The 9,679-nt window shown below is 61.1% G+C and carries 10 protein-coding genes; 7 read left to right on the forward strand and 3 right to left on the reverse strand.

The window, feature by feature from the left end; translation table 11 throughout:
- Positions 1-120: 120 nt before the first annotated feature.
- From VFF99_RS11790 to map, 3 genes are read right to left on the reverse strand one after another with little or no spacing between them, the layout of a single operon-like run.
- On the reverse strand, positions 121-867 hold the full coding sequence (locus VFF99_RS11790) for a pseudouridine synthase (protein ID WP_325018090.1): 747 nt from the start codon (positions 865-867) through the stop codon (positions 121-123).
- Between the two features lie 21 nt (positions 868-888).
- On the reverse strand, positions 889-3,441 hold the full coding sequence (locus tag VFF99_RS11795; protein ID WP_325018091.1) for a [protein-PII] uridylyltransferase: 2,553 nt from the start codon (positions 3,439-3,441) through the stop codon (positions 889-891).
- Positions 3,442-3,446: 5 nt separating this feature from the next.
- Positions 3,447-4,280: a type I methionyl aminopeptidase gene (gene map, locus VFF99_RS11800; RefSeq protein ID WP_325018092.1), complete on the reverse strand. Its 834-nt coding sequence runs from the start codon at positions 4,278-4,280 to the stop codon at positions 3,447-3,449.
- A 257-nt stretch (positions 4,281-4,537) separates the two neighbouring features.
- Between map and rpsB the strand changes: the two genes are divergently transcribed.
- From rpsB to VFF99_RS11835, 7 genes are all read left to right on the forward strand, one after another.
- Complete coding sequence (gene rpsB, locus VFF99_RS11805) at positions 4,538-5,287, forward strand: 30S ribosomal protein S2 (protein WP_325018093.1); 750 nt, start codon at positions 4,538-4,540, stop codon at positions 5,285-5,287.
- A 127-nt stretch (positions 5,288-5,414) separates the two neighbouring features.
- Positions 5,415-6,296 carry a translation elongation factor Ts gene (tsf, locus tag VFF99_RS11810; RefSeq protein WP_325018095.1) on the forward strand — a complete coding sequence of 294 codons (882 nt, stop codon included), beginning with the start codon at positions 5,415-5,417 and terminating at the stop codon, positions 6,294-6,296.
- 243 nt (positions 6,297-6,539) lie between these two features.
- Positions 6,540-7,256: a UMP kinase gene (gene pyrH, locus VFF99_RS11815; protein WP_325018097.1), complete on the forward strand. Its 717-nt coding sequence runs from the start codon at positions 6,540-6,542 to the stop codon at positions 7,254-7,256.
- 34 nt (positions 7,257-7,290) lie between these two features.
- Complete coding sequence (gene frr, locus VFF99_RS11820; protein WP_325018100.1) at positions 7,291-7,851, forward strand: ribosome recycling factor; 561 nt, start codon at positions 7,291-7,293, stop codon at positions 7,849-7,851.
- A 173-nt stretch (positions 7,852-8,024) separates the two neighbouring features.
- A complete protein-coding gene (uppS, locus tag VFF99_RS11825) occupies positions 8,025-8,783 on the forward strand; it encodes a polyprenyl diphosphate synthase (RefSeq protein WP_325018102.1) in 759 nt (252 codons plus the stop codon).
- The gene (locus tag VFF99_RS11830; protein ID WP_325018104.1) at positions 8,783-9,601 is read left to right on the forward strand and encodes a phosphatidate cytidylyltransferase; all 819 of its coding nucleotides are present in this window, start codon (positions 8,783-8,785) and stop codon (positions 9,599-9,601) included. The genes uppS and VFF99_RS11830 overlap by 1 nt, the downstream gene beginning before the upstream one ends.
- Before the next feature lie 13 nt (positions 9,602-9,614).
- The coding region (locus tag VFF99_RS11835; RefSeq protein ID WP_325018108.1) for a hypothetical protein at positions 9,615-9,679 on the forward strand (65 nt) is incomplete at its 3' end.

Genomic DNA, 9,679 nt, shown 5'->3' on the forward strand with positions numbered 1-9,679 from the left:
GGTGGGTTTCGCTTCGCTCTACCCACCCTACGGTTCTTGATAAAGAAACTCAACGGACGGCCCCTATAAGGGTGGGTAGAGCGAAGCGAAACCCACCGCGCGCTTAAAGTACGAGGGCCACTAGAACTGCTCATCCGCCCCCAGGTAACGCCACTGCCCAACCGGCAGCTCTCCCAGCTTGACCCGCCCGATCCGCACCCGCTTGAGACCGAGCACCTTCAGTCCCACCGCTTCGCACATGCGCCGGATCTGGCGCTTCTTTCCTTCGCGCAGGATGAAGTTCAACTGATCCTCGTTCTGCCACCTGACCTTTGCCGGCAGCAGTTTTTTCCCGTCCAGCGACAGGCCGTGGTTGAGCAGCTTGAGGTCGGAGTCCGGCAGCTTGCCCGGCTTGGTGTACTGCACGCGCACCAGGTACTCTTTCTCGATCGAGGTGTCCTCGCCGATCAGCTGCTTGGCGATCCGGCCGTCCTGCGTCAGCACGAGCAGGCCGACGGAATCGATGTCGAGCCTTCCTGCCGGCACGAGGCTGCGCAGCTGGCTCGCATGAAACTGGATCGGCGTCTTGTCTTCCTTCCAGCGCGTCCCGGCAGAAACCAGCGTCACCGCCGGCTTGTAACCGTCCTCGGCCTGGCCGCTGACGAAGCCGACCGGTTTGTTCAGCAGCACCGTGACGCGCCGCGCCTGTTGGGCGGACGCCTGACGCTCGATGGTGATGCGCTGGTTCGGCAAGACCTTGCTGCCCAGTTCGGAGACGATCTTGCCGTCGACGCGGACCCAGCCTTTTTCAATCCATTCATCGGCCTCGCGGCGCGAGCACAGGCCGAGTTCAGACATGCGTTTCGACAGGCGTACGGGTTCGTTCATGGTGGTGGTGCGGAATCGGGGTTAGACGCGCAGCGCTTCGAGCAGATCCGTTTCCAGCTGGATCTGGCTGCGCGCGTTGTGGAGCATCGGCCCGTCGACGAGGAAGACGTCTTCCACGCGCTCGCCGAGCGTCATGATCTTTGCGGTATGGAGGTTGACGCGGTACTTCGCCAGCACGTTTGCGATGGAATACAGCAAGCCGTTGCGGTCGTTCGCCGAGACGGACAGCAGGTAGTACTGGCCCTTTTCGTCCGGGCGCAGGTCGACGGTCGGCGTGATCGGAAAAGTCCGCGACAGGCGCGACAGCCGGCCCTTGGTCGGCGGCGGCAGCGGTGCGCTCGAATGGAGCAGTTCCGACAGCTCGTGTTCGATCAGGTTGATGATGTCCCGGTAGTTGTTCGCAAACGCCGGTTCGGTGACAAGGAAGGTGTCGAGCGCATAGCCGTGCCGCGTCGTGTGAATCTTGGCATCGAGAATGCTGAAATTCTTCTTGTCGAAATAGCTGCAGATGCGCGCAAACAGGTCTGGCTGGTCCTTCACATAGACGGTGACCTGCACGCCCTCGCCGATAGGGGCCAGGCGGCATTTCACGACGGGTGTCGGGCTGTCCGACTTGTTGTAGAGCGCGCGCGTCTGCCACGCGATGTCGGACGAATCGTGCCGGAGGAAATAGGCCACATCGAGCTGTTGCCACAGCCTCTGGTGCGCATCCTGCGGCAGGCCATAGAGGCGCAGCGTCTTGAGCGCGGCTTCCTGGCGGTTGCGCAGTTCATGGTCGGTCGACGGGTCTTCGCCGCCGAGCACGCGCAGCGTGATCTTGTACAGGTCTTCGAGCAGCTTGCCTTTCCAGGCATTCCATACCTTCGGGCTGGTACCGCGGATGTCGGCGACCGTCAGCAGGTAGAGCGCGGTCAGGTGCCGCTCGTCCTTCACGAGGGCGGCAAAATTGCGGATGACGTCGGGGTCGGAAAGGTCCTGCTTCTGCGCCACCAGCGACATCGAGAGATGGTGCTCGACGAGGAATACCACCAGCTCGGTATCTTCCTTCGACAATCCGTGCTCCCTGCAGAACTTGCGCGCATCCGCCATGCCGAGCTTCGAGTGGTCGCCGCCGCGGCCCTTCGCGATATCGTGGAAGAGGGCGGCGATGTACAGCAGCCAGGGCTGCGCGAAGTTCGCCATGAGCTGGCTGCAGAACGGGTACTCGTGCGCATGTTCCGTCATCGTGAAGCGGCGCACGTTGCGCACGACCATCAGGATGTGCTGGTCGACCGTGTAGACATGGAAGAGGTCGTGCTGCATCTGGCCGATGATGCGGCGGAAATTCGGCAGGTATCGGCCCAGGATGCTGGTCTGGTTCATCCCGCGCAGCGCATGGGTGATGCCTTGGGGCGCCTGCAGGATCTGCAGGAACAGGGCGCGGTTGGCCGGATCGCGCCGGAACGCGCTGTCGATCTTGAAGCGTGCATGCCATAGCGCGCGCAGGGTACGCGCGGTCATGCCTTTCAGTTCGGAGTGCTGGGCAATCAGCAGGAACACTTCCAGCATCGCCGACGGCGTCGCCTCGAAGGTATCGTCGCGCGCGATATCGATGAGGCCGTTGATCTCGTTGAAGCGCTTGTTGATCGGCTGCGGCGATCCAGGCTGCGGGAACAGTTGCGCCTCGATGTTCTGCAGCAGGATGGCATTGAGCTGGGTGACCGCCTTGGCCGCCCAGTAATAGTGCTGCATCAGGTATTCGCTCGCGCGGCGCGTTTCCGTCGTTTGGAACCCGAAGGTCTGCGCGATCGGCGTCTGCACGTCGAACAGCAGCCGGTCTTCCCGCCGGCCGGCGTGGATATGCAGGCGGATGCGGATGTCCTTGAACGCACGCTCCTTCTGCATCAGCTGCCGGGCTTCGGTCGGCGTGATCAGGCCGCGTTCGGCCAGCTTTCTCCAGGAGTCGCCCAGACCGGCCGCCTTCGATACCCACAGGATCACCTGCAGGTCGCGCAATCCGCCCGGGCTTTCCTTGCAATTGGGTTCGAGGCTGTACGGCGTGTCTTCGTACTTGACGTGGCGCTGCCGCATTTCCAGTGTCTTCGCCTGGAAAAATCCCTGCGGGTTGATGGCGGCGATGTGCCGTTCCTGCAGGAACTGGAACAGTTTGCGGTTGCCCGTGACGAGGCGGCTTTCCAGCAGGCTGGTCTGGACCGTGATGTCGGCTGCCGATTCGGTGAGGCACTCGTCCACGGTACGGATACTGTGGCCGATTTCGAGCCCGATGTCCCAGAAGAGCTGGACGAGCTCCTCGAGCTTGCGTTGCAGGAGGGCATCCGGCGCGGCGTCGAGGAGGATGAGGACATCCACGTCGGAATGCGGGAACAGCTCGCCGCGGCCGTAGCCGCCGACGGCCACCAGCGCCGCACTCGGCGGCAGCGAAAAGCTCTGCCAGGCCTGGATGAGGGCGGCATCGACATTCTGGCGCAGTTGCGTCAGGAGCTTTTCCGGTTTCCCGTCTGCCTGGAATGCGGCTATCGCTGCCTGGCGCTCGGTTTTCAGCTGCTCCTTGAGCGTCAAAGCAAGTGAGGTCATGGACGCTAGGCAGTGACCGGTTGAGCGCTGTTGTTTTGCTGGATGAACGCGGGAGGAGCGGGCATGCCCGGGGATACCGTGAGGACTTCGTACCCGGTTTCGGTGACGAGCACGGTGTGTTCCCACTGCGCCGACAGGCTGCGGTCCTTCGTCTTGATGGTCCAGCCGTCGCCCATTTCGCGGATGTCGCGGCGGCCGGCGTTGATCATCGGCTCCACCGTGAAAATCATCCCGGGAAGCAATTTTTCCAGGGTGCCCGGCCTGCCGTAATGGAGAACCTGCGGCTCCTCATGGAAAACCTTGCCGATGCCGTGGCCGCAGAATTCCCTCACCACGCTGTAGCCGGCCTTTTCCGCGTGCTGCTGGATGACAAAGCCGATGTCGCCCAAGTGGGCGCCGGGCTTGATCTTGGAGATGCCCAACCACATGCACTCGTAGGTGATTTCGACCAGGCGCTTGGCCAGGATGGACGGCTCACCGACGAAGAACATGCGGCTCGTGTCGCCGTGGTAGCCGTCCTTGATGACGGTAATGTCGAGATTGACGACATCGCCGTTCTTGAGGGCCTTGTCGCCGGGGATGCCGTGGCAGACCACGTCGTTGACAGACGTGCAAATGGCCTTCGGATAAGGCGTGTAGCCCGGCGGGCAATAGTTCAGCGGCGCAGGGATGGTGCCCTGGACGTTGGTCATGTATTCGTGGCAGAGACGGTCAAGTTCGCCGGTGGTGACGCCCGGTTTCACGTACGGGGCAATGAAATCAAGCACTTCCGCGGCGAGGCGGCCGGCCACGCGCATGCCCTTGATGTCGTCTTCGGTTTTGATGTTGATGGAACCCATGGCAAGCAAGGATACGCCCGGAGGCGTAAAGAATGGTCAATTCGAAATTATAGACGAGGCAGTGCCTGTCCGCTCGGGGAAAGCAATTTGCAGTCTTGAACACTTCATCGAAGTTGAGGTAGAATCTTGGGTTAGCTTGAAATGACTTCAAGCGACAACCGTTTGTAAATCGTAAATCGCGAATCCGGTTCCAAAGGGTGCCCAAGCTTAGACCAAGGGTGACTAACCGGATTCCAGACCTAACCCTGGAGAATTTCATGTCCGTTACCATGCGCGAAATGCTGGAAGCCGGTGTCCATTTCGGTCACCAGACCCGCTTCTGGAACCCCAAGATGGCCCCCTATATCTTCGGCCATCGCAACAAGATCCACATCGTCAACCTGGAAAAGACCCTGGGCATGTACCAGGAGGCGATGAAGTATATCCGCCAGCTCGCAGCCAACCGCGGCACCATCCTGTTCGTCGGCACCAAGCGTCAGGCGCGTGAGATCCTCGCCGCTGAAGCCCAGCGCGCCGGCATGCCTTACGTCGACCAGCGCTGGCTGGGCGGCATGCTCACCAACTTCAAGACCATCAAGACTTCGATCAAGCGCCTGAAGGACATGGAAGCTGCCATCGAAGACGGCTCCGTCGAAAAGATGAGCAAGAAGGAAGCGCTGATGTTCCAGCGCGAGATGGAAAAGCTGCAGAAGTCCATCGGCGGCATCAAGGACATGGGCGGCATTCCTGATGCCATCTTCGTCATCGACGTCGGCTACCACAAGGGCGCAGTGACCGAAGCCGCCAAGCTGGGCATTCCCGTCATCGGCGTGGTCGATACCAACCACTCCCCGGAAGGCGTGACCTACGTCATCCCCGGTAACGACGACTCCTCCAAGGCGATTACCCTGTACGCCCGCGGCGTGGCAGACGCGATCCTGGAAGGCCGTGCCAATGCGACCACCGAAGTGCTCGAGGCAGTCAAGGGCGGCGCAGACGAATTCGTCGAGGTCAACGAGCAGGCTTGATGCCCTGCGCCTGATGTGTCGGGCTTCAAAAAGGGGCAACAGAGGTTCGCCCCTTTTTTTTAGCCGGCCTGAACGTATTTTGATTGAATGCGTCCGAATAGACGCTCACTGAATTGAGGAGAAAGACATGGCGGCAATTACCGCAGCGATGGTAGGCGAACTGCGCGCAAAGACCGACGCGCCGATGATGGAATGCAAGAAGGCACTGACCGAAGCCGACGGCGACCTGGCCCGTGCGGAAGAAATCCTGCGCGTGAAGCTGGGCAGCAAGGCATCGAAGGCCGCATCCCGCGTGACCGCGGAAGGCGTGATCGCTGTCTCGATTTCCGGCGGCGTCGGCTCGATCGTCGAAGTCAACTGCGAAACCGACTTCGTGACCAAGAACGACGACTTCATCGCCCTGGCCAACACCACCGCCAAGCTGGTCGCCGAGAAGAATCCGGCCGACGTGGCTGCGCTGTCCGCGCTGCCGGTCGAAGGCAAGACCCTGGAAGAAGTGCGCGCCGCACTGGTCGGCAAGATCGGCGAGAACATGTCGATCCGCCGCTTCAAGCGCTATGAAACCGGTTCCAAGCTGGTTTCCTACCTGCACGGCACCCGCATCGGCGTGCTCGTCGAGTACGACGGCGCCGATGAGCAGGTTGGCAAGGACGTGGCAATGCACATCGCCGCGATGAAGCCGGTAGCCCTGTCGTCCAGCGACGTTCCGGCAGACCTGATCGAGAAGGAGCGTTCGATCGCTGCGCAGAAGGCTGCCGAGTCCGGCAAGCCGGCCGACATCATCGCCAAGATGGTTGAAGGCAGCGTGCAGAAGTACCTCAAGGAAGTCTCCCTGCTCAACCAGGCTTTCGTGAAGAACGACAAGCAGACGGTCGAGCAGATGCTGAAGGCGGCCAACACCACGGTGAAGTCGTTCACCATGTTCGTGGTCGGCGAAGGCATCGAGAAGAAACAGGATGACTTCGCGGCCGAGGTTGCCGCACAGGTTGCAGCAGCCAAGCAGGCGTAAGCAAGGAAAGCGGGCCGAAAGGCCCGTTTTTTTAAGCAGATCGAATCAAGCAGTTTTTGGTATCCGGAACGGAGAAACACGGCAACTATTGCCAAGTGACACTGTTTTACGTTTCGTCAATATCCAGATGCACCGGAAGACCCGAATTTCATCTAATCTGTAGCTTGCGAAGGCAATGCCGGTGACAGACGAAATCGGGCTCCGACGAATAGCAGAACCGGACATTATTAGGAGTCTTTGCCCATGACAAAACCAGCTTACAAGCGCGTCCTCCTCAAACTCTCCGGTGAAGCGCTGATGGGCGACGATGCATACGGCATCAATCGCGCCACCATCGAGCGCATGGTCGCGGATGTGGCCGAGGTGGCAAGGCTGGGCGTGGAGCTGGCGATTGTCATTGGCGGCGGCAATATTTTCCGCGGCGTCGCACCGGGAGCGCAGGGGATGGACCGCGCCACCGCCGACTACATGGGCATGCTGGCCACAGTGATGAACTCGCTGGCGCTTGCCGATGCCATGCGCCAGGTGGGCATCACGGCGCGCGTCATGTCGGCGATCAGCATCGAGCAGGTCGTCGAACCGTATGTGCGCCCGAAGGCCTTGCAGTACCTGGAGGAAGGGAAGGTCGTCATTTTCGCCGCCGGGACCGGCAATCCGTTCTTTACGACCGATACCGCCGCCGCGCTGCGCGGCTCGGAAATCGGCGCCGAGATCGTATTGAAGGCGACCAAGGTCGACGGCGTCTACAGCGCCGACCCGAACAAGGACCGCAATGCCGTGAGGTATGCCACGATCAGTTTCGACGAGGCGATCTCCAAGCATCTCCAGGTGATGGACGCGACCGCTTTCGCTCTGTGCCGGGACCAGAAACTGCCGATCAAGGTTTTTTCCATCGTCAAGCCGGGTGCCCTGAAGAATGTCATCATGGGTGACGACGAAGGCACCCTGGTTCATGTATAACTAAGTGGTACCGTAGCAAAAACAGGAGAGCAGAATGACTGTCGTTGACGTCAAGAAAACCGCCGAACAAAAGATGCAGAAGTCGATCGAGACCCTGAAGGCGGACCTGGCAAAAGTGCGCACCGGCCGTGCGCACGTGGGCATCCTCGATCATGTGCAGGTCGATTATTATGGCACCCCTACCGCCATCAGCCAGGTGGCCAATCTGACCCTGCTCGACGCGCGCACGATCGGTGTGCAGCCGTGGGAAAAGAAGATGGTGGGCGTGATCGAAAAAGCGATCCGCGAATCGGATCTCGGCCTGAATCCGTCGACCCAGGGCGACCTGATCCGCGTCCCGACCCCGCCGCTGACCGAAGAGCGCCGCAAGGAAATCGTCAAGGTCGTCAAGGGCGAGGGCGAAGACGCCAAGGTGGCCGTCCGCAATATCCGCCGCGATGCGAACGAGGCGCTGAAGAAGCTCCTCAAGGACAAGGCGTGCTCCGAGGACGACGAGCGTCGCGCCCAGGATGAAGTGCAGAAGCTGACGGACAAGTTCGTCGCTGAAGTCGACAAGCTGATCACTGAAAAAGAAAAAGAGCTGTTGACCGTTTAACGGCCATCGGAACGCGCTCCCCGGCGGTGGAGCGCGTTTGCCGGAACCCGCCGCCCACACCTTGAGCCCGACATGGAAACTTCACGGGGATCGGTGTGCAAATCGATGACACACGTCTCGGCCCGATCCAGGGCCGGGTTCCTCCGACAAATCTTTTTCGTACCGGGCTACCCATGACGCATACCAGTTCAACGCAAGTCATCCCGAACGTCGCCGCCATGCCGCGCCATGTCGCCATCATCATGGACGGCAACGGACGCTGGGCAACCAAGCGCTACATGCCGCGTGTCGCCGGACACAAGAAGGGTGTGGAGGCGGTACGGGCCGTCGTCGAGGCATGCGTCGAGCGCGGCATCGAGTACCTCACGCTGTTTGCATTCAGTTCGGAGAACTGGCGCCGGCCTGCCGACGAAGTGTCCCTCCTGATGCGCCTGTTCGTGATGGCACTGGAACGCGAGGTGTCCAAGCTGCATGTCAACGGCATCCGCCTGAAAGTGGTGGGGGACCTGAGCCGCTTCGACTCAAAACTGCAGGAACTGATTGCGAGCGCCGAGCGGCGTACCGCCAACAATACTCGCCTGACGCTGACGATCTGCGCAAACTACGGCGGCCGCTGGGACATCATGCAGGCCGTCAAGAAAATGGTGACGGCCAATCCGGGCGTGACCGATTTTTCCGAGGACCAGCTGGCGGCGCATCTTTCGATGGCCTACGCCCCGGAACCCGATCTCTTCATCCGCACCGGCGGCGAGGAGCGGGTATCGAACTTCCTCCTCTGGCAGCTCGCGTACACGGAATTCCATTTCACCGAAACCTTCTGGCCGGACTTCGACGGCGCCGCGCTTGATCTCGCCATCGCCTCCTACCAGCACCGTGAACGCCGCTTCGGACGCACCAGCGAACAATTGATCGAACAGAAGAAGGCTTCCTGATGCTCAAGACGCGCGTCATCACGGCGTTGGTATTGCTGGCAGTCCTGGTTTCGGTCCTGTACTCAAATTCCCCGGTTTTCTTCCTTGCCGTCACAGCGGCCTTCTTTGCCGCTGCGGCCTGGGAGGCGTCGCGCCTTTTTCGCGCCTCGCTGCCCGTCGTCAGCGCCATCGTCTGGACCATCCTGTTCGCCCTGGTGATTCAACTTGCCGACGCCGGCACGATCCAGCTTCTCTTTGCTCTCTGTGTCGCGATCTGGGCGATTCGCCTGGCGCCTTCGCTGGCCCTGGGGCTGCCGCCGGTCGGCAAGCTCGGCAACCGGCTGCTGGGTGTCGTCTACGGCATTTCCGTGCTGGGCGCCTTTATCGCCATCGTCGCGCTGTTCCATTTTTCGCCGCTGTACCTGCTGTCGGTCATGGCGGTCGTCTGGGTGGCCGACATCGGCGCCTATTTTGCCGGCAAGGCATTTGGAAAACGCAAACTGGCGCCGTCGATCTCCCCAGGCAAATCCTGGGAGGGAGCGGTCGGCGGTTGGGTGGCGGTGATGCTGCTGGCCGGCATCTCGACGGCTTATCCCCCGCTGGCCGACACCTTCGCGCCGCGCGTGCTTGCCGGCCTGGGATGGGTAGGATTTGGTATCGTCATGACAGTGATGGTCGCCGCGAGCATTGTCGGCGACTTGTTCGAGTCGCAGCTCAAGCGGCGCGTGGAAATGAAGGACAGCAGCAACTTGTTGCCGGGACACGGCGGCGTGCTGGACCGGATCGATGCCTTGATCCCGACACTCCCGCTCGCTGTGCTGATCGGCTCATGGATTTGACACGGATGTAGCGATGCAGCGTATTACGATTCTTGGCGCAACCGGATCCATCGGGGTCTCAACGCTTGACGTGGTGGC

It is taken from the genome of Noviherbaspirillum sp. (genome assembly GCF_035654295.1).
In the GTDB taxonomy this organism is placed as follows: Bacteria; Pseudomonadota; Gammaproteobacteria; order Burkholderiales; family Burkholderiaceae_D; genus Noviherbaspirillum.